The organism is Aeromicrobium phragmitis (assembly GCF_003674095.1).
Classification (GTDB): Bacteria; Actinomycetota; Actinomycetes; order Propionibacteriales; family Nocardioidaceae; genus Aeromicrobium; species Aeromicrobium phragmitis.
In genome coordinates this window covers 88,222-105,993 of the sequence record NZ_RDBF01000012.1, presented here as the reverse complement: position 1 = coordinate 105,993, position 17,772 = coordinate 88,222, and the positions used below count along the sequence as shown (strand labels likewise).

At 70.3% G+C, this 17,772-nt stretch carries 20 protein-coding genes; 11 read left to right on the top strand and 9 right to left on the bottom strand.

Going from position 1 to position 17,772, the window contains the following annotated elements; translation table 11 throughout:
• Positions 1 to 594, bottom strand: coding sequence for a TetR/AcrR family transcriptional regulator (locus D9V41_RS14115; protein WP_243697283.1), 594 nt, complete (start codon positions 592 to 594; stop codon positions 1 to 3).
• Positions 595 to 811: 217 nt separating this feature from the next.
• On the opposite strand from D9V41_RS14115, the gene D9V41_RS14110 reads away from it, so the two are divergent.
• Genes D9V41_RS14110 through D9V41_RS14095 form a run of 4 tightly spaced genes read left to right on the top strand, consistent with a single transcriptional unit; the run spans position 812 to position 3,026 of the window.
• On the top strand, positions 812 to 1,081 hold the full coding sequence (locus D9V41_RS14110; RefSeq protein WP_121795224.1) for a hypothetical protein: 270 nt from the start codon (positions 812 to 814) through the stop codon (positions 1,079 to 1,081).
• Positions 1,078 to 1,374 (top strand): WXG100 family type VII secretion target, encoded by a 297-nt coding sequence (locus D9V41_RS14105; protein WP_121795223.1) that lies wholly within the window; start codon positions 1,078 to 1,080, stop codon positions 1,372 to 1,374. The genes D9V41_RS14110 and D9V41_RS14105 overlap by 4 nt, the downstream gene beginning before the upstream one ends.
• A gap of 31 nt (positions 1,375 to 1,405) precedes the next feature.
• Entirely contained in the window at positions 1,406 to 2,248 is an 843-nt protein-coding gene (locus D9V41_RS14100; RefSeq protein ID WP_121795222.1) for an SCO6745 family protein, read from the top strand.
• Between the two features lie 16 nt (positions 2,249 to 2,264).
• Complete coding sequence (locus tag D9V41_RS14095; protein ID WP_121795221.1) at positions 2,265 to 3,026, top strand: adenosylcobinamide-GDP ribazoletransferase; 762 nt, start codon at positions 2,265 to 2,267, stop codon at positions 3,024 to 3,026.
• Positions 3,027 to 3,155: 129 nt separating this feature from the next.
• Here the strand turns inward: D9V41_RS14095 and D9V41_RS14090 are convergent, their stop codons facing one another.
• A complete protein-coding gene (locus tag D9V41_RS14090; RefSeq protein WP_121795220.1) occupies positions 3,156 to 3,692 on the bottom strand; it encodes a bifunctional adenosylcobinamide kinase/adenosylcobinamide-phosphate guanylyltransferase in 537 nt (178 codons plus the stop codon).
• 320 nt (positions 3,693 to 4,012) lie between these two features.
• Between D9V41_RS14090 and D9V41_RS14085 the strand changes: the two genes are divergently transcribed.
• From D9V41_RS14085 to D9V41_RS14075, 3 genes are read left to right on the top strand one after another with little or no spacing between them, the layout of a single operon-like run.
• Positions 4,013 to 5,245 carry a PucR-like N-terminal domain-containing protein gene (locus D9V41_RS14085; protein WP_121795219.1) on the top strand — a complete coding sequence of 411 codons (1,233 nt, stop codon included), beginning with the start codon at positions 4,013 to 4,015 and terminating at the stop codon, positions 5,243 to 5,245.
• The gene (locus D9V41_RS14080; RefSeq protein WP_121795218.1) at positions 5,242 to 6,171 is read left to right on the top strand and encodes an HAD family hydrolase; all 930 of its coding nucleotides are present in this window, start codon (positions 5,242 to 5,244) and stop codon (positions 6,169 to 6,171) included. The genes D9V41_RS14085 and D9V41_RS14080 overlap by 4 nt, the downstream gene beginning before the upstream one ends.
• A gap of 50 nt (positions 6,172 to 6,221) precedes the next feature.
• Positions 6,222 to 7,190 carry a M17 family metallopeptidase gene (locus tag D9V41_RS14075; RefSeq protein WP_121795217.1) on the top strand — a complete coding sequence of 323 codons (969 nt, stop codon included), beginning with the start codon at positions 6,222 to 6,224 and terminating at the stop codon, positions 7,188 to 7,190.
• Positions 7,191 to 7,193: 3 nt separating this feature from the next.
• Here the strand turns inward: D9V41_RS14075 and D9V41_RS14070 are convergent, their stop codons facing one another.
• The 7 genes from D9V41_RS14070 to clpB all read right to left on the bottom strand — a co-directional run bounded on the left by D9V41_RS14070 (position 7,194) and on the right by clpB (position 15,006).
• Positions 7,194 to 7,448: a DUF6457 domain-containing protein gene (locus tag D9V41_RS14070; protein ID WP_121795216.1), complete on the bottom strand. Its 255-nt coding sequence runs from the start codon at positions 7,446 to 7,448 to the stop codon at positions 7,194 to 7,196.
• On the bottom strand, positions 7,427 to 7,996 hold the full coding sequence (gene mobA, locus D9V41_RS14065; protein WP_121795215.1) for a molybdenum cofactor guanylyltransferase: 570 nt from the start codon (positions 7,994 to 7,996) through the stop codon (positions 7,427 to 7,429). The genes D9V41_RS14070 and mobA overlap by 22 nt, the downstream gene beginning before the upstream one ends.
• On the bottom strand, positions 7,993 to 9,186 hold the full coding sequence (locus D9V41_RS14060; protein WP_121795214.1) for a molybdopterin molybdotransferase MoeA: 1,194 nt from the start codon (positions 9,184 to 9,186) through the stop codon (positions 7,993 to 7,995). The genes mobA and D9V41_RS14060 overlap by 4 nt, the downstream gene beginning before the upstream one ends.
• On the bottom strand, positions 9,183 to 9,515 hold the full coding sequence (locus D9V41_RS14055; RefSeq protein ID WP_121795213.1) for a cupin domain-containing protein: 333 nt from the start codon (positions 9,513 to 9,515) through the stop codon (positions 9,183 to 9,185). Before D9V41_RS14055 ends, D9V41_RS14060 begins: the two co-directional genes overlap by 4 nt.
• A 9-nt stretch (positions 9,516 to 9,524) precedes the next feature.
• Positions 9,525 to 10,925, bottom strand: a complete 1,401-nt coding sequence (locus D9V41_RS14050) for an NAD(P)/FAD-dependent oxidoreductase (protein ID WP_121795212.1) — start codon at positions 10,923 to 10,925, stop codon at positions 9,525 to 9,527.
• Between the two features lie 61 nt (positions 10,926 to 10,986).
• Positions 10,987 to 11,985, bottom strand: coding sequence for a hypothetical protein (locus D9V41_RS14045; RefSeq protein ID WP_121795211.1), 999 nt, complete (start codon positions 11,983 to 11,985; stop codon positions 10,987 to 10,989).
• Between the two features lie 426 nt (positions 11,986 to 12,411).
• Entirely contained in the window at positions 12,412 to 15,006 is a 2,595-nt protein-coding gene (clpB, locus tag D9V41_RS14040; protein ID WP_121795210.1) for an ATP-dependent chaperone ClpB, read from the bottom strand.
• Between the two features lie 144 nt (positions 15,007 to 15,150).
• Here clpB and D9V41_RS14035 point away from each other — a divergent pair, with 144 nt between their 5' ends.
• The 4 genes from D9V41_RS14035 to D9V41_RS14020 are packed head-to-tail and all read left to right on the top strand — an operon-like array spanning position 15,151 to position 17,730.
• Positions 15,151 to 15,768: a hypothetical protein gene (locus tag D9V41_RS14035; protein WP_121795209.1), complete on the top strand. Its 618-nt coding sequence runs from the start codon at positions 15,151 to 15,153 to the stop codon at positions 15,766 to 15,768.
• Positions 15,765 to 16,076, top strand: coding sequence for a transcriptional regulator (locus D9V41_RS14030; protein WP_121795208.1), 312 nt, complete (start codon positions 15,765 to 15,767; stop codon positions 16,074 to 16,076). Before D9V41_RS14035 ends, D9V41_RS14030 begins: the two co-directional genes overlap by 4 nt.
• On the top strand, positions 16,073 to 16,972 hold the full coding sequence (locus D9V41_RS14025) for an ABC transporter ATP-binding protein (RefSeq protein ID WP_121795207.1): 900 nt from the start codon (positions 16,073 to 16,075) through the stop codon (positions 16,970 to 16,972). Before D9V41_RS14030 ends, D9V41_RS14025 begins: the two co-directional genes overlap by 4 nt.
• On the top strand, positions 16,969 to 17,730 hold the full coding sequence (locus D9V41_RS14020) for an ABC transporter permease (RefSeq protein ID WP_121795206.1): 762 nt from the start codon (positions 16,969 to 16,971) through the stop codon (positions 17,728 to 17,730). The genes D9V41_RS14025 and D9V41_RS14020 overlap by 4 nt, the downstream gene beginning before the upstream one ends.
• The last annotated feature ends 42 nt before the right edge of the window (positions 17,731 to 17,772 follow it).

Sequence of the window (17,772 nt, the reverse complement as noted above, 5' to 3'; positions counted from 1 at the left end):
TCACTCCCGGACGAGCGCCCGCATGACGTCGGTGAAGACGTCGACGTCGACATGCGGGTCGAGCGACCGCAGTGCTCCGAGACCCACGCCCAGGCTCAGCAGTGCGCTCGCTGCGGTCTGCACGGGCAGCGTCGTGGACAGTCCCGACTCCTCCGCGACGTGTGCGATGAGCTGACCGATCGCCTCGCGGATCTCGCGGTGGCGCTTGACCAGTTCGGCGGCGACCCACTCGTTATGCCGCGCCACGGCACCGAACTCGACCTCGAGCGCGGTCCAGCGCGGCTCTCCGAGCCCCTGATGCGCCCACGCCGCGAAGGCCTTGAGTTTGGTGTCGAGGTCGGCGTCCTGGGTGAACGCATCGAGGACGCCCTGCACCTTCTCGGCGTGGATGACGTCCAGCACCGCGAGACAGAGCTCCTCCTTGCCGCGGAAGTTGGAGTAGACAGCACCCTTCGAGAAGCCCGCCTCGAGTGCGACCTTGTCGAGGGAGGTGGCAGCGTAGCCGTCGCGGAGGAACATCTCCTTGGCGACCTCGATGAGCCGATCGCGTGTCTGCGCCTGGCGCTCTGCCCGGGTCACCTTCGTCTGAGTCACACTCGTTCTCCTCACTCCCGCCGGATACCGATGGTATCTGGCGCGGGCGACCGGCGCACCGACCGCCCGCGGCGAGGCGACCGGGTTGATGACCCGTCGCAACCATTTCGTAGTCCTTCATGACCAGAAGGCGGTAGTCGAACCGGGCCGCGCCGGTCTACCCTGGGGTGACGCGCACCAGAACAGGTGGCGACCATTCGATTTCCTCAGGGGGGCCATGTCCGTCGATATCATTCCTCCTGTCCTGTCGATGCAGCTCGGGGCCACTCGGGTGGCACAGGCCCACCAGGAGGTCGCTCGGGGCATCGCCGCCCTGCGTGCCAGCATCGTCTCCGACACCGAGTTCAGCGCGCGCGACCGCAGCCGGTGCGACAACGACACTCGCCGCATCCTCTCGGCGCTGGAGCAGCTCGAGCAGGCCCTCGACGCCGCCGCGATGACCCAGCCGCTCTTCGCCGACTCGCAGCCCCGGTCGGCTCACGGATGACCGGATCGGGGCATCAGCGGGACGAGCGCGCGGCCGTCGGACTGGAACATACGCGCGTCATCGAGCGGCGGCTGGCGGAGCTGGAAGCGGAGTTGACCCGGCTGCGCGCGCAGTGGAACGGCACCGCCACCGAGGCGTACCAGGCAGCGCAGGAGCAGTGGCGCGAGGCCGTCCGCGATCTCCACGAGTTGTTGTCGCCGCGCCGCGACGAGGAACCCGCGCCGCCGCCTCGCGAGCGCCCGGACCCGCCGAGCTCCGAGTCGCCCCGGCGCTCCTCCCCGCGCTGGGCCTGAGTGCCGCAGACGGCTACGGCACACTGAGCGCATGGCGATGACACGCGAGTTCTGGCGGGCGGTCGAGACGATCCACGACGTCGTCTACGTCGCTCCCGACGTCACGCAGCGATTCGAAGAACTCGGGCTCAAGGGCTTCTGGATGGGCTACGTCGCCTCGCGTGCGGCCGCGCTCGGCACTCCCGCCCCCGAACTCGTCGTGGCGACCTTCCACGGGTTCGCCCCGGCGCGAATTCGTCGGGCACTTCCCGATGCGTGGCAGCTGGCCGACCGGGACGCGATCATCGCGCTGCGACTGGCGATCGCCCGGGAGGAACTCGCCGCTGCATGGCCCGACACCGACGTCGCCGACACCGCCGACCGCCTCCGCCTGATGCTCGACGGCGTGGACTGGGCCGGCAAGCCGCTCGCCGCCGCCCATGCGGCACTCCCGGAGCCGGGGGATCCCGTCGGACTCCTCTGGCACGGCGCCACCGTCCTGCGTGAGTACCGCGGCGACTGCCACGTCGCGATCCTCACCGCCGCCGGGCTCGATGGAGCGGCAGCGAACGTGCTCGCCCAAGCCGCGGGCTTGGTTCCGGCGGAGCAACAGCACTCGCGGGGATGGGACGACGTAGCGTGGGAACGCGGACGCCGCAGCGTGCAGCAGCGAGGCTGGCTGGATGCCGACGGAGTGATCACCGACGCAGGCCGCGGAGCGCGCGAGCAGCTGGAGGCGGCGACCGACCGGGTGTGCGCGGCAGGGCTCGACCTGGAAGCCACCGCCCACGGGGTCGCGCTCGAGGGCGAGATCGTCTCCCTGGCCCGGCGTGTGGCCGATCGCGGCGGCTTCCCCGACGTCAACGCCACCGGGGTGCCGCGCCCGCGACGCTGACCGGGACAATGCGCTCATGAGCGTCCTGCACGCGTGGCGGCTGTCGGTCGGCACGTTCACCGCGATCCCCGTGACCCCGCCCCCGGCGGTCACCCCGCACCTGAGCGGCGTCGCCATCGCGCTCGCGCCCCTCGCCGTCATGCCACTCGCGGTCATGGTGGCGGCGATTCTCTGGGCCGGACGCGAGCTCGGACTCGCGCCGATCGCCGTCGCCGCCGTGGCCGTCGGCGCCCTCGCCCTCGGGAGCCGGGCGTTCCATCTCGACGGGCTCTCCGACACGGCCGACGGGCTCACGTCCTCCTACGACGCGACGCGTGCGCTCGAGGTGGTCAAGCTCGGGAACGCCGGCCCTGCCGGTGCCGCGGCTCTGGCGATCGTGGTGACCGCTCAAGTGGGTGCGCTCTCCGCCCTCGTCACCGCCTCCTGGGGACCACTCGCGGCCGGTGTTCTCGTCTGCGTCTCGCGGGCGACCGCCGTACTCGGCTGCATGCGCGGCGTGCGCGGCGCGCGGAAGGACGGCCTCGGCGTGACCTACACCGAGACCATCGCTCCCGCCGTCGCCATCGCGATCTGGGTCGTCATCGCCCTCGGCCTGTGCGCGGGGTACGCGGCGCTCGGCGAGCCCTGGTGGCGCGGGCTGGCCACGACCGGCGCGGCGCTTCTCGTCATCGCCTGGATCCTGCGGCGGGCCATCAGCCGTTTCGGCGGCGTGGTCGGCGACGTGTTCGGCGCGACCGTCGAGATCTCGCTCGCCGTCCTCCTGCTCTCAGCCACCTGACGGGCCCCTCCCTTCACCCTCGGCCGGTAGGAGAGGTCCGACCGCGACGGCGTCGGTGGGTTCGGCCGGTAGGAGAGGTCCGACCGCGACGGCGTCGCTGGGACCTCACCCACCGCCCGGCGGAGGGAATCACAGGGTGAGCGCGCGGCCCGCCACGATGAGGAGGACGTCGTCGCACTCCAGGGCGAGGCGCTGGTTGGTGTACCCGAGCAGTTCACGGAACAGGTGCCCGCCGAGGTCGGCGGGGTCGCCGCCCATTCCAGCCTCCAGCGAGACCAGCACGACCGTGCCCGACCGAGCGGCGAGCGCTTCGGCGGCAGCCTCGACGTGCCGGCTGAAACGCGGCTGCCAGTCCTCGCGGGCCTCGTCCCAGCCGTTCAGGTCGCCGATCAACCAGCGCACCCAGTCACTCACGCAGTCGACGACGAGCGCCCCCTCGGCGGTCGTGAGCGCCGCGGCGAGGTCGTGCTCCTCCAGGGTCACCCAGGACGGGGGCCGTCGGGCGCGATGGGCCGCGACCCGCGCGGCGTGCGCGGGGTCCACCGACGGATCTGCGGAGGGCCCCGGAACGACGTACGTGACCACGGGTTCGGCCACGACGAGTGATTCGGCATGGAAGGACTTGCCCGACCGGACACCACCCGTGACGAGGGTTTTCGCCGACATATCCACAGCCTAGGCCTCTCAACTTGGACGTCCATCCGAGTTTCCACCGATCTGACGCAACCTTGTGGTGCAGATCGCGCTTGCGTGCTGCACTTGGGCTATGCCGGGTCACCGACTCCCTCCCGACCCGGATACCCCCGGAGCCGCGGAGTGACCAGAGCAACTCCCTCTTACTCCCAACTGGTCACTTCGCGGCCTTCCTCGCCCGACACCCCCTCTTGCCGGGCGGCCGTGGCGGCATGGAGAATGTGAGGCACAGCACATTGAAACAGGGAGACCATGAGCCGCGCCAGACCTCGACCGAACGCTGGCGGCGCGTCATGACCGCATTGCGCGAGGACGACGGCTTCCCGGCGTTGGCCAGCTCCCTGGTCCCCTTGTTCCGGCCGCAGTTGCCCGAACTCGTCGCGCACATCACGCAGGACATCCAGACCAACGTTCCCGCCTACGCCGGTCCCGCGCACGGCCGGCGACACCGGCTCATCACCCTGGCGGTCAACGGTGCCGTCAGCCACTTCCTCGATCTCCTCGAAGGCGGCGGCACGAGCGGCGACCGCGTCGACGACCTCTTCCGCAAGATGGGCTACGGCGAGGCACTCGACGGGCACGACCTCAGCGCCATGCGGGCCTCGTACCGCATCGCCCGGCACCAGGGCTGGGAGTACTTGCGCTCCTTCGCCGTGGCGCAGGGGCTGAGCGCCGAGGTGCTCGGCCTCCTCGGCGACGCGCTCCTCGCCTACATCGACCACCTCACCGAGCAAGCGGCGATCGGATGGCGGACGGCGCGCGAGACGATCGAGCGCGACCGCGACCGCAACCGCCGCCGACTGGTCGTCGCCCTGCTGGACGGCCGGGAGTCCGAGGTGCCGCCGCTCGCGGCTCACGCGGGCTGGGAGATTCCCGAGCGCTTCGTCGTGCTGGCCGTGGCACCCCGGCGGCGACGCGATGCGCTCGAACTTCCCGACCTCGGGTCGGCGGCGATCGTGAACGCCGGCGCGGACACGGCCACGGTGCTCACCTCCTCCGGCGATGCCGAAGCGGTCATGAAGATGCTGCGTTCGGCGACGCCCCCGCTGCGATTCGCATTCAGTTGGTCCGTCGAGCGGCACGATCTCCCCCATGCCCACCGCTGGGTGACCCGAGCGCTCGAACTCGGTGCGGCGGGCGTGATCACCGACGGCGCGGTCATCGACTGCGGCCGTCACCGCACGCAGCTGTGGCTGCACGCCGAGCCGGCGTTACGGCGGGGCATGGTGCAGGAGTTGCTGCGACCACTGCTGGCCGAGACGCCCAACTCGCGAGAGATCCTCTCCGAGACGTTGCTCGCGTGGCTCGAAACGCGCGACAGCGCCCCGGCCATCGCAGGACGTCTCGGCGTCCATCCGCAGACCGTCCGCTATCGCTGGAAGCGCATCAACGAGATCTTCGGCGAGGCGTTGCACGACCCCGATTTCATCGTCCAGATCACGATGTTGCTCAAGGCGAGCGTCCCGCTGTGGAAAGCGGGCGACCAGAGCGACTTCGAACGCTTTCACGCCGAAGAGAACGCATGAATCCTCGCGTCATCTGGGTGGCTGCTGCCACCACCGTCCTCGCTGTCTGGTGGCTCCTCGACGGCCCGCTCTGGGCGCTCGTCGCGGCACTCGGCACGCTCGTGGTCACCGCCCCGGCCGCCTTCGACCTCGGTGCCCGTGGTGCCGAGCGCTCGTTGCTGCGTGCGGCGCGAAAACGCGGGCTAGAGCTCCCCACCGATCCGCACATCGACCACCTCGTCCTCGACAAGCAGGGCTATCTGACCACCGGGACCTTGCGGGTCGAGTCGGTCGAACCGATCCGCGCCGACTACGACCGCGATATGCGCTGGTTCGCCGGCGCGCTGGAGCACCATTCGGAGCATCCGGTGGGCAAAGCGCTGGCCCGCCTCGCCACCCGGGGGCGCGTGACGGACGTCGTTCACCATGAGGATGCCGGCATCAGCGGGGTGGTCGACAAGCATCCGGTTCGGGTCGGCCGGCCACGGTGGATCGGCCTTCCGGACTCCGAGCGGCTGGGCACCACGGTGGGGGTCGAGGTCGACGAGCGCCCGCTCGGCACCATCACTCTCGTCGACACGATCGCTCCGCACGCACCCCCGGGGGTGACCATGCTGCGGGAACTCGGCATCACCCCCGTCCTCGCCACGACCGACTCCCCACGCAACGCCGAGCATCTGGCTCACAGCGTCGGGATCGAGCGGTGGTACGGCGCGACGACGCCCGAGCAGGCCGCCGCCGCCCTGCGAGCCGACGGCCGCCGCGCCGACGTTCTCCCGGCACCGTCGGAGCCACGTGATCTTCGGCTCGTCGCCGAGGCCTACGCGCTCGCCCGCGACCTCCCCGCCCGCATCGCCCGGAGCCGACGCACGGCCCTCGTGGTCAGCGTCGCGGCCGGCCTCGTGGTCGCTTCCTCCCCTGCGCTGGCGATGTTCAGCCCGCGCTGACCCCTTCACCCTTGCCGAGGGTGGTGTGTCACCTATGACACAGTGGTGCCGTGTCCGTCACCCTCGCTCGCCAGCTCATCGATGCGCGTGCCAACCAACTCACGCCGATCGTCTTCACCGAGCGGATTCAGCAGATCGGTGCGCAGCTCGGGGCCCACGTCCGGATCCGCGACGAAGCCTGGCTCCGTGAACATCGCATGGGTGGGCTGCTCGCGATCGGCAGCGGTTCGGCACAACCGGCTCGACTCGCCGAACTGTGGTGGGGTCCCGAGGACGGTCCAGCCGAAGGCTCCGTCGCGTTGGTGGGCAAGGGCGTCACGTTCGACAGCGGCGGCCTGTCGCTCAAGGGCACCGCGGCGATGGTCGGCATGCACACCGACATGGCCGGGGCGGCCACGGTTCTGGCGGCGATGTCGGCCTTCGCCGCCTCGGACGGCCCTGGGCTCGACGTCCACGCCGTGCTGCCGATCGCCGAGAACCTCCCGGGGCCCACGGCGGTTCGGCCAGGTGACGTCGTCGAGACCTGCGCCGGCATCGGCGTGGAGGTCGTGGACACCGACTTTGAGGGGCGCATCATGATGGCCGACGCCTTGGCTCACGCCTGCCGCAGGCGCCCGCGTGCCGTCATCGACATCGCCACGTTGACCTACCAATCGATCGTCGCACTCGGCCCGGAGATCGGCGCGATCATCGGTCGTGACCCGGGCCTCCGTGCCGAGGTGGAGGGCGCCGGCCGGGACGCCAAGGAGAGCTGGTGGCCGCTGCCGTGGGCGGCGCAGTACCGCGATCAGCTCCGTTCCTCCGCCCCCGGAGCCACCCTGCGCAACCACCCCGGTACGGACACCGGGCGGGCCCTGACCGCTGCGCTCTTCCTCGGCGAGTTCGTCCCCACCGACGTGCCCTGGGTGCACCTCGACATCGCCGGACCGGCGGTCCGGGGCAGCGGCGCCGATGCGCACGCCACCGGGTTCGGCGTGCTCACGATGGCCGAGCTGCTCAGGAGATTCGCGAGGCGCTGAGCGTCAGGAGGGCGTCCAGGCGTCGACCTCCCGCACGACGGCGGCGACCGCGTCGGCGATGTCCTGCGGCGTGCCGCCGGACCGGCCGGCGACCAGCCCCGCGACGAACGCGCTCAACGGCGCAGCCGGACGCACAACGCCGTGCGCCACGTCGGCGGCCATGTCGAGCACCTCCTCCACCGGAACCAGCCGCGGATCGAGCCCGAAACGGGTCGCCAGGTGCTCGGTCCACTCGGTCAGGACGTCGTCGGTCGCCATGGTTCCTCCAGGTCCTCAGGGGTGTCGATGTCGTGTACCAGCTCATCAGCAACGGCGAGCTCGGTGATGTTCAGGGGGACGAGCGCCCGGTGGAGCGCCGCGTCGCGGACTTCGGGGAGCGCAGCGAGCGCCGCGCGTAACGAAGTGGTCCGGTAGCGAGCAGCGAGCCACTGTCGGGCCCCGGAACCGTCGACGAGACACGTGCCGTCTCCCGTCGTGGGCACCTCCGCCAACTGCCGCACGACCGCGTCGCCGTGCACCAGGTCGACGGCGAGCACCAGCACGTCGGCGGCGGAGACGAGCGGCAGCGCGGCGGCGAGGGCCGCAACGGGACCACCGAACGGCGGGTCTTCACGGACGAGGGTCACGCCGTCCCGGTCGAGTTCTGACGGCCCGACCACCACGATTCGTCCGCAGCCGGCGACCCGGGCGCCGTCGACGATGCGATCGAGCAGTGTGCGGCCCCCGATCTCCAGCAAGGGCTTGGAACGGCCGCCGAGCCGGCGAGCCCGGCCGCCGGCCAGCACGACGGCGTCGAGGGTCGTCATCGGACCACCAGGACGTCCACCCGATCGCCGCGCCGCACGGCGGACGTCCCGAGCGGGACGACCGCCCACCCTTCGACCGCCGCGAGGGACCCGGCCCGGTGAGACCCAGGGGCGAGCGGGTGGGCCCACGCCCCGTTCTCGGACAGCTCGAGCCTGACCGCGGTGTACTGCTCGCGGTCGCCTTTGGAGGTCCAGCCCTGCGAGGCCAGCGCGCTCATCACCGGCCGGGTGGTCTCCCGGCGACCGGCGAGCGTCAGCACGGCAGGACGCACGAACACCTCCACGCTGACCGCCGCTGCCACGGGGTTTCCCGGGACGGCCACGACGGGGAGATCGCCGAGCAGACCCACCCCTTGCGGCCTGCCCGGTGACATCGCCACGCCGACGAACTCGAGACGGTCGGCCAACGACAGGCGCACCACGTCGTAGTCCCCGGCGCTGACCCCGCCCGAGAGCACGACGAGGTCGGCCTCCGCCTCCTCGGCGGCACGAACAGCGGTCTCGACGGCCCACGGGTCGTCCGGCACGCTCGTCCGCGACACGACGTCGGCTCCCGCCTCCTCCACCAGGCCGGCGATCATCAACGAGTTCGATTCGGGGATCTGCCCCGCGCCCAACGGGGCGCCCGGCGGACACAGCTCGCTGCCGGTCGAAATGACCGCGACCCGAGGTCGCTCGACCACGAGAACGTCGGCCACCCCGGTCGCGGCGAGCGCCGCCAGCGTCAAGGCATCCACGACGACACCGGACTCGGCCACGAGATCGCCCACCTCGACGTCCTCGGCGGCCCGGCGGATGTGCCGTCCGAGGTCGGGGACGTCGTCGATCCGTACCTGGTCGCGGCCGTCGTCGGTGAGTTCGAACGGCACGACGGTGTCGGCGCCCTCGGGCAGGAACGCGCCCGTCATGATGCGGGCAGCCTGCCCCGCAGCGACCTCGAATGCGGGCGCGACACCCGCTCGCACCTCACCCACGACGGTCAGAACGCCACCCACGCGCAGATCGGCGTGGCGCACGGCGTATCCGTCCATGGCCGCGTTGTCGAAGCGCGGGACGGCCTCCTGAGCGGTCGCCGGTGCGGCGAGCACCAGCCCGTGAGCCTGCTCCAGCGGCACGCGCCGGGTTCGGTGCCGCGTCGGCAACACCGCGAGGACGCGCTCCCGATGCTCGGCGACGGTGCGCAGGGTCACCGCCCGGCGAGCGTCGTCAGGAGCACCACGGAGTCCTCGTGGGCCTGGAGGTCGTGTCGGTCGTCGGGCAGCACCAGCAGTTCCTGCGCGCCGCCCTCCCACCGCTCGTTCCGGGTGGAGACGCTCACCCGGCCGCGAAGCACGAGCAGCGTCGCCTCGGCCGGAGCCAGGTGCTCGTTCATCCCCGCTCCCTCGCGCAGCGCGATGAGCGTCTGACGCATCAGATACTGGCGGCCCGGGTGCAACGCCTGAGCGCTACGGCCGCTGTCCGCAGCGCGGGCCTGCGCGAGATGCTCGTCGGCGAGTTCTTCGACGGAGATCGAGTCCATGACCCGACGCTATCGGGGATCGGGCCGCTCGTCAGAGGACGCCTTCTTCGCCGCGCTCTTCGCGGCCTTCTTGGTCGCGCTGCGCTTGGCCGCCTTCTTCGCACCGCGCGACGCGTCGGCATCGAGGACCTTCGGCTCGTGCGCGATGACGTACGGCGTCTCACCCACGATCGCACTGTGGCTGCGCCACAGCAGGAACTTGATGCTGAGGTTGGTCATCGTCGCGAAGCGGTTGCGGTTGTCCAGCAGCGACGCGATGTGGACCGCGACCCAGATCGCCCAGGCGAGGAAGCCCTTGAGTTTGGGCAGTCCCTTGACCTCGGCGATGGCCGAGGCCCGGCCGATCGTGGCCATCGTGCCCTTGTCGCGGTACTTGAACGGCTTGGGATCGGGCTTGCCATCGACTTCGTTCTTGATGACGCCCGCGACGTACTTGCCGCCCTGCAGCGCCGGCTGGGCGAGCTGAGGCAACGGCGTATCGGGGTTCACCGAGATGTCGCCGATGGCGAACACGTTGCGGAACCCCCGGACGCGCTGATGATCGTCGACCTCGACGCGGCCGCCGCGGCCCTGCGGCAGGCCCCATTCGCCGACCATCGAGTGCGCGGTCACGCCGGACGCCCACACGACGATGCCGGCCGCCAGAAACTCCTCGGTGCCGTTGCTCTCGACCAGCACGCCGTCAGGCCGGACCTCCTTGACCGCCGTCCCGAGACGCAGGTCGATCTCGCGCTTCTCGAGTGCCTTGCGGGCGTACTCGCGCAGGCGCGGGTCGAACGGGCCGAGCACGTGCGGGGCCATCTCGACGAGCGTGATGTGCACGCGGTCGCGGTCGAGTTCGGGGTACGTCGTGGGCAGATCGAGGTTGCGCATCTCGGCGAGCGCCCCGGCCATCTCCACCCCGGTGGCGCCGCCGCCGACCACGACGACGCGCAGGTCGCGGTTCTGGCCGTTGATGGCGGCGTCCTCGAGATTGGCGAAGATGCGGTCACGCAGCGCGAGCGCCTGCGAGCGCCGGTACAGCGGCATGGAGTACTCGGCGGCGCCCTCGATCCCGAAGAAGTTGGCCGTGACACCCACGCCGACGACGAGGTAGTCGTAGCGGACGGTGATGTTGCCGTCCAGCAGTACCGACTGCTCGTCGTGGTCCATGGCGACGACGGTGCCCTTCACGAACCGCACGTTGTCCTGCTTGGCACGCACGGCCCGCAGGAACCAGGTGATGTCGCCGGGATTCAGGCTCGCCGTGGCGACCTGGTAGAGCAGCGGCTGGAACGTGTTGTACGTGTGCCGATCGATGAGGGTGATGTCGACGTCGGCGTTCTTGAGCTTGCGAACGGCCGCCAGTCCGCCGAATCCTCCTCCGACGACGACGACGTGAGGACGCTTCGTAGATACCGGACCCGTCATGCCTCCAACCCTAGTCCGCCCTCCTCGGATCTTCAGGGCGGGCGGCGGGCTGTGACCTGGGTTACGAGCTGCTGAACCACGCCTTGGCGTCGGGCTTGCTCACCTGCACGAGCACGACCACCGCAGCGGCAGTCCACAGCAGGCCGAGCGGGAAGAACAGCACCGAGACGACGAGCGTCACCACGGACATCGCGAAGAGCGCCTTGCGCGCCGCCGGAGACCGGCGCGTCGCGGCCCACAGCGTGACGGCCAGGGCCACGAGGGCGAGCACGACCCACGCCGCGGCGGACCAGGTGATGATGGCGATCGCGTCGTCGGCGCTGATCCCGCTCGAACGGAGGACGTCCTGCATCAGTCCCTGCTCGTTGAGCGTACGTTCGTACTCCGCTCGGCCGAGGGTGACGACGAGCAGCGCCAGGACACCGAAGCCGGCGACCAGCGCCGCGCCGATCCCGGTGAGCACCAAGGACAACGTCACCGAGGTGGGCCGCCTGGGCGGCAGATAGGGCGGTAGCTGACGCGGCGGCTGCGGCGCCGGCGCACCGGATGTCGGAGCTGCCGGGGGCGTCGACTGGGCCGGCCGCGAGGGCTGTTGCCGGACCGCGGGCGCGGCCCCCAGCTCGAGCGGTTGTTCCTCACCGGAGAAGAATCGCCGAGCCTCGGCATTCCACAGCAGCGCGATGCACGCGACGGCGACCATCGCGGGCAGCAGACCCACGAGCCCCAGACCCAGGAACGTCAGCGCCGCGATGCTGCACAGCACGGTGAGGCCGATCTGCGATCCGCGGTCGCCGCGGAACGCGAACACGGCGAACACCATGCCCGCGATCGAGGCGACGACACCGGCCAGCATCACCCACCGCAGGCCCTCGAGCACGGTCTGGACGTCGAGATCGAACCCGGCCAGGGGCGGCTCCTCGATGACCGCGGCGATCTGATCTTGCAGGGCGATCGATCCCCAGTCCCACAGCGCGCTGAGCAGCGATGTGAACAGGAACGCCGCGCCGAGCCCCGCATACAGACACGCGAGCGTGACGGACCGAGGACGTGGCGCAGCCATGCCCCTATCGAAGCAGACGCACCAAGAAACCCCGTAGGTGGCCGCTCCGCCATAGGTGGTCGAGTAGGAGGTCGCTCAGCGACCGACCCGTGGTCTCGATACGCGGCTCGTCCCTCGCCGCTACTCGACCACCAACATCCCGGTGGTCGAGTCCGCTCCCCATAGGTGGTCGAGTAGGGCGGAGCTTGCGGAGCCCGTATCGAGACCACGTCACGTCACACGCGGTCTCGAGACGCCGCTCGTCCCTCGCCGCTACTCGACCAGCTACAAGGACACTCCCTCGCCCTCAGTACTCGACCACCAATGGGCAGCCCACAGACTTCCTCGGTGGTCGAGTAGGAGGTCGCTCAGCGACCGACGTATCGAGACCACGCTTGCGTCACGTGGTCTCGATACGCCGCTCGTCCCTCGCGGCTACTCGACCACCTACTCGCTACCGCGGGTCACGGTGAGCTCGTCGGCGTCGACTGCGCGGTCGACCAGGACGGTGTCGCCGTCGCGCACCTCGCCGGCCAGCAGCTCGCGCGCGAGCCGGTCGCCGATCGCCTGCTGCACCAGCCGTCGCAACGGCCGTGCCCCGTAGGCCGGGTCCCACCCGGTCAGCGCCAGCCACTCCTTCGCCGCGTCGGTCACGTCGAGAGTGATCCGACGCGACTCGAGCCGACGCGCCAGCGAGTCCAGCTGCAGGTCCACGATCCGGGTGAGCTCCTCGGTGCCGAGCGCTTCGAACATCACGACCTCGTCGAGTCGGTTGAGGAACTCCGGCTTGAACGACGCCCGGACGATGTCCATCACCGCGTTCTTCTTGGCCGCGTCGTCCAGCGCGGGGTCGACGAGGAACTGCGACCCGAGATTCGAGGTCAAGATGAGGATCACGTTGCGGAAGTCGACCGTGCGGCCCTGACCGTCGGTGAGCCGTCCGTCGTCGAGCACCTGCAACAGGATGTCGAAGACCTCCGGATGCGCCTTCTCGACCTCGTCCAGCAATACGACCGAGTAGGGCCGCCGCCGCACCGCCTCGGTGAGCTGACCGCCCTCGTCGTACCCGACATAGCCGGGAGGGGCGCCGACGAGCCGCGAGACGCTGTGTTTCTCGCCGTACTCGCTCATGTCGATGCGCACGATCGCGCGTTCGTCGTCGAACAGGAAGTCCGCGAGGCTCTTGGCCAGCTCGGTCTTGCCGACGCCGGTCGGACCGAGGAAGAGGAAGGAGCCGGTCGGGCGATCGGGGTCGGAGATGCCCGCGCGGGCACGCCGCACCGCATCGGACACCGCGCGCACGGCGTCGCGCTGCCCGATCAGCCGCTTGCCGAGCTCGGACTCCATGTGCAGGAGCTTCTCGGTCTCCCCCTCCAGGAGACGGCCCGTGGGGATGCCGGTCCACGATGCGACGACTTCGGCGATGTCGTCCGGGCCGACCTCCTCGTGGACCATCCGGTCGGGCGTGGCGGTCTCCTCCGCCCGCTGGGCCTCGGCGAGCTGCGCCTCCATCTTCGGGAGCTCGCCGTAGGTCAGGCGGGCCGCGGTCTCGAAGTCACCCTCGCGCTGCGCCTTCTCCGCGGCGGTGCGGAGCTCGTCGATCCGCTCCTTGATCTCGCCGACGGCGTTGAGACTCTGCTTCTCGACCTGCCATCGCTGCTCGAGCGCTCGCAGCGCCTCGGCCTTGTCGGCCTTCTCGGCCCGCAGCTTCTCCAGTCGTTCGACGCTGGCCTCGTCGGTCTCGTGCTCGAGGTGGAGCTCCTCCATCGTCAGCCGGTCGACGGCGCGGCGCAGCTCGTCGATCTCCACCGGGCTGGAGTCGATCTCCATGCGCAGACGGCTCGACGCCTCGTCGATGAGGTCGATGGCCTTGTCCGGCAGCTGGCGACCGGGGATGTACCGGTGCGACAAGGTGGCGGCGGCGACCAGGGCGGCGTCCGCGATCTCGACCTTGTGGTGCGCCTCGTACTTCTCCTTGAGGCCGCGCAGGATCGCGATGGTGTCCTCGACGCTCGGCTCCCCGACGTAGACCTGCTGGAATCGGCGCTCCAGGGCCGGGTCCTTCTCAATCGACTCGCGGTACTCGTCGAGCGTCGTCGCGCCGATCATGCGCAGTTCACCGCGGGCGAGCATCGGCTTGAGCATGTTGCCCGCATCCATTGCGCCCTCGCCGGACGCACCGGCGCCCACGACCGTGTGCAGTTCGTCGATGAACGTGACGATCTGACCGTCGGACTGCTTGATCTCGCTCAGAACGGCCTTGAGCCGCTCTTCGAACTCGCCGCGGTACTTCGCCCCCGCGACCATCGCGCCGAGGTCGAGGCTGACCAGTCGGCGGTCCCGCAACGATTCAGGCACGTCGCCGTCGATGATGCGCTGCGCCAGCCCCTCGACGACGGCCGTCTTGCCGACGCCGGGCTCGCCGATGAGGACGGGGTTGTTCTTGGTCCGGCGGCTGAGCACCTGGACGACGCGGCGGATCTCGGAGTCGCGGCCGATGACGGGATCGAGCTTGCCCTCACGGGCGAGCGCGGTGAGGTCGATGCCGTACTTCTCCAGCGCCTGATAGTTGTCCTCGGCGTCGGCGCTGGTGACCGTGGCACCACCGCGGACCGCGCTGAAGGCACCCTTGAGCGCCTCCGGAGTCGCGCCGTGGCGCGCGAGCACGGCTTGCGCGGGCGACTGCACGGTGGCGATCCCGACGACGAGGTGTTCGGTGGAGACGAACTCGTCACCGAGCGTCGCGGCGTGATCGATGGCCCGCTGCAACGCCTCGTGGGTGGCGCGGGCGAGCTGCGGGTTCTGCACGCTCGGGCCCGTCGCGGAGGGCAGCAGCTCGAGGCTCTGCTTGAGCTCGGCCAGGACGACCTGCGGGTCGGCTCCCGCCGCGGACAACAACGGCGCGGCCGTTCCGCTCTGCTGGTCGAGGAGGGCGACGAGGAGATGGGCGGGCTCGATGGCGGGGTTTCCGGCCGCGGCCGCCGACGACATCGCCGCAGCCAGGGCTTGCTGGCTGCGGGTCGTGAGCTTCGAAAGGTCCATGTACTGACTCCCCTGGTGATGAAGGTCTGCACCCGATACAACGATGACGAAGTTGAGTCCATTCCGCTCAACTTTGACATTCTTGCACTTTGTGCCACAAACTCGTTTTGTAGAACAAAGTTGTTTGCTGATCGAGGAGACGTGATGGGTGACGACGAGCGCACTCCGACCCCGGAGGAGAGCTGGGCGATCATCGACGCACAGCGTCGCGAGGTGCGCGAGCGCCTCACGGTCGACGACCGGATTCTGTACGGCGCGTGGGGCATCGCCTGGGGCATCGGATACGTCGCGATGTTCCTCGATGCCGATCGCGAGGGGATGCCCGGCAACGTCGGCTCCGCCGTGTTCGGCGGGCTGATCGTGGCCGCCATCGTCGTGACGATCGTCCACTCCGAGGGCCGGGCCAAAGGTCTCGGCGGAGCGGCCGGCAGGATGAACGCGCGACTCGGTGCCGCCTGGCCGGTCGCTTTCATCTCGACGTTCTTCATCTTCGGCGCGATGTTCAGCGAGGGCCTGGAGGGCCCCGGCGTCGGGATCATCGCGAACGCCCTCCCCTGTCTCGTCGTGGCGTGCCTCTTCATGGGCAGCGGTGCGGCTTGGGGCGATCGGCGGCAGTTCTGGCTCGGCATCTGGATCGCCGTCACGGTGTCGATCGCCTCGGTCGTCGGGCCGCCGTATCTCTACCTCGTGATGGCGGTCCTGGGCGGTGGCGGTTTCCTGGCCGGGGCGCTCCTGGATCACCTGGACCGGCGGCGCCGATGAACGACGGCGAACTCGACCCCGTGATCCACGCCCAGGCTCGGCTCCGCGTCGTGGCGACGCTGTCGGCGATGCCGAACCGCGCGAGCATCACGTTTCCCCGGCTGCAGAAGCTGCTCGACATGACCGCGGGCAACCTCTCGACCCATCTACGCAAGCTCGAGGATGCCGGCTACGTGACGCAGACCAAGACGATCGAGGGCCGCAGCCCCGTCACCTATGTGGCCCTCACCCCTGCCGGACTCGCCGCGTTCGAGCGGTACACCGCCCAGATCCGGTCCCTCATCGACCCGTCAGGAGAACCCGCATGACCAGTCCACCCGTGGTCGAGGTCGACCACGCCACCAAGACCTTCGGCGACAACCTCGCCCTCGAGGATGTGAGTCTCACCGTCGTCCGCGGCGAACTGGTCGGGCTCCTCGGCCCGAACGGCGCGGGCAAGTCGACCCTGATCTCGCTGCTCACCGGACTGCGCCGTCCGACGAGCGGGGCGGTGCGGGTGCTCGGCGGCGATCCGCGCGATCCGGCGACGAGGGTCGCCCTCGGCACCACACCGCAGCAGACCGGGCTGCCCGAGACGCTCAAGGTCAGGGAAGTCGTGCAGTTCGTCTCGAAGCACTACCCCGACCCGGCGGACGCCGACGAGTTGCTCGCGCGCTTCGGCCTCACCGACCTCGTCGGCCGGCAATGCGGCGCGCTGTCCGGCGGGCAGCAGCGCCGGCTCGCGGTCGCGCTCGCCATGCTGGGCCGGCCGGCCCTCGTTCTGCTCGATGAGCCGACGACCGGGCTCGATCTGGACGCCCGGCACACGTTGTGGAACGCCATCGAGGCCTATCAGGCCGACGGCGGCACCGTCCTCGTGACGAGCCACTATCTGGAGGAGATCCAGCGTCTCGCCGAACGCGTCGTGGTCATCGACCACGGGCGGGTGCTCGTCGACGACACCACCCGCGCGGTCATCGACCGCGTGGACGTCGACCGCGTGAGCCTCGTGAGCACGGACGAACGCCTCGGCGCACTGCCGGAGGTCATGAGCCTCGAGCGCGACGGCGAGGAGGCGACCCTCCTCACGCCCGACGCCGACGCGCTCGTGCGACGGCTCGTGACCGAGGGCGTCGATTTCCGTCGGCTCCGCATCGCCGGCGCCTCACTCGAGGACGCCTTCGCCCAGCTGACGGCCATGACGGTTCCAGGAGGACATCGATGAGCACCGCTTCCCTGTCCCGCCTCACCCTCGCGCACGCGAAGACCAACGTGCTGGAGTTCGTCCGCGAACCCATCGCGATCGTCGGCACCACCGTTTTCCCGTCGCTCGCGCTGCTGTTCTTCGTCGTGCCGCAGAGCTCCATCGCCGACGACCCGGTGGCGGCGACCGGCGCCGCAGCCCAGCTCGGTGCCCTGGCCGTGATGTCGGTGTGCCTCTTCGCGTTCGGCGCCGGAATCGCCGAGGATCGGGCACGGCCGTTCGACGCGTACCTGCGCACGCTGCCTGCCGGTCCGCTGCCGCAGGTGCTCGGACGCATCGGCAACGGCGTCATCCTGAGCGTCCTCGGGCTCATCCCGATCACGATCATCGCCGGGCTGCTGACCGAGGCGCGCCTCGCACCGGAGCGCCTGCTGCTCACCCTCGCCATGTTGATCGTCGGCGCCGTGCCGCTGCTGCTGATCGGTTTCGCCGTCGGCTATTCGCTACGACAGAAGTCGGCGATCGCGGTCGCCCAGCTGCTGTTCTTCTTGCTCGCGTTCGGCGGCGGCATGTTCATCCCCCCGGAGACGTTCCCGACCTGGCTCGACGCGATCTCACAGGCCCTTCCGAGCCGCGCCGCACGCGACGTCGTGGTCTGGGCGGTCGGCAGCGGTGACCTGGGACTCTCGACGGTCGCCTCCCTCGCCGGGTGGACCGCCGCCGGCACCCTGATCACACTCTGGGCCTTCCGCCGTGACGAGGGCCGCCGCTTCCGCTAGCGGTCGGTCCGGTCCCACCACACGACGAAGGCGGTAGGTGTG